General features: G+C 57.2%; 2 protein-coding genes and 1 pseudogene. All 3 read right to left on the bottom strand.

The window, feature by feature from the left end:
- A pseudogene (locus OQK_RS20470) lies at positions 1-313 on the bottom strand (hypothetical protein); the annotation flags it as partial.
- Between the two features lie 18 nt (positions 314-331).
- The gene (locus OQK_RS20465; protein ID WP_016774026.1) at positions 332-1012 is read right to left on the bottom strand and encodes a hypothetical protein; all 681 of its coding nucleotides are present in this window, start codon (positions 1010-1012) and stop codon (positions 332-334) included.
- Positions 1012-1321: hypothetical protein (locus OQK_RS30540; RefSeq protein ID WP_038861479.1), on the bottom strand; the 310-nt coding region annotated here is incomplete at its 5' end. The genes OQK_RS20465 and OQK_RS30540, both read right to left, overlap by 1 nt.

The following is a 1321-nucleotide window of genomic DNA, read 5'->3' as shown; positions in this document are numbered from 1 at the left end:
GAACACTTTCCTCAAGGCCATCCAGTGCGTCGCCCACTTGCCGGGATGCTTCCCGGAGCGCATCAGCTGTCGCCTTCACATAGCCTTCCATCGGTGCCAGCGCGTACACGCCGCCTGCCGCAGTTGGCCCTTGATAGTTCGGCGAGATGGCCAGCGCGGTGTTGCTCGCAATGTTGACGACTTCATACCAATTGCCGTCCGGCCCCCGGAAAGCATCACCCACACGACTGTTTGCGATGAAAGCAGTGCCGGTGCCGATCACGGCGCTGGAATTTTGGTCGACAGATACCGTTCCTGATTTGTACCAGGTCATGAGTGTTTCCTTATGGAATTAGACGGCGATTTTTGCGAAGACAGCCGGCAGGAAGAACGCGAACGGGTTAGAAGCCGCGACGGTCACCGCGTACAGCGTGGTGTTAGGAAAGTCCCACCAGCAATACAGATCGCGCGGGATAGCACTACCCGCCGTCATGGCCATGCCGAAATTGTTTAGCAGCATGTATTCGTTCTGCGGGAAGTTGAACGGCACGGAGTAATAGATCCGGGTCAGACCTTGGGGGGTCGTGTCGTACTTCACATAGTTCCAGTTCTGGAAGGCTCGAGTGAACGTCGCGTTGGGCGTGCCGGAATCAAAGAGTAATTTCCCCGCGCCATCCCAAAGGCGCATGCCGTATTGCGCTACCGGCTGCGCGGCGAAAGCTGCAACAAAATAGCGGCCGTTGGGTTGGGCGGTGTTTACGTCATACGCTCGAACATAGAACCCGACCCAGTTGCCCGCTGAACCGATGAGTCGCATCCGGCACAGACCAGCCACACCGCCAACATTGTCAGGTCGCACGAACACCAAGGGCGGCTCCTGCGATGTCACCGGCCGACTGAAATAGGTCGTCGATCCTAGGCCGCCTTCTTCTGTCGGCGCGAAACGGCCTGTGGAAATGACCATCAGCCTGGCGAATTCCGAATCGATGACCACTGTATTGGTGTTGTTGGTGTATTGCAGTCCAAAAGCCATCAACCCCACCTCATTACGATTAAGCGCATGGTGCCAGACGATGTGAAGCTCGCTGCATAGGCGCGCGTGTGGTTATAAACCCGCACCAAGCCGTCGAGAACCTCCGTTTCAAACTGCATCTGAGAATCGGTATAGGCGCCGATCGGCACCACGATTGCCGTCCCGTTGCCCGGCGATATGCCGGGAACCGCGAAGTCCTGATTTCCTTTGATGGCTCCAAGCGGAAACGTGACCAGTGTCGAGAACAGCACCCGAATGGTGAACGAATTCTCATCGACCTGAAGCACGCCATCCGCGCCCCAAACCTCA

The organism is Pseudomonas sp. R62 (assembly GCF_000257605.1).
Lineage (GTDB): Bacteria > Pseudomonadota > Gammaproteobacteria > Pseudomonadales > Pseudomonadaceae > Aquipseudomonas > Aquipseudomonas atacamensis.
The sequence above is the reverse complement of the archived record's forward strand: the minus strand, read 5'-3'. Positions and strand labels throughout refer to the sequence as shown.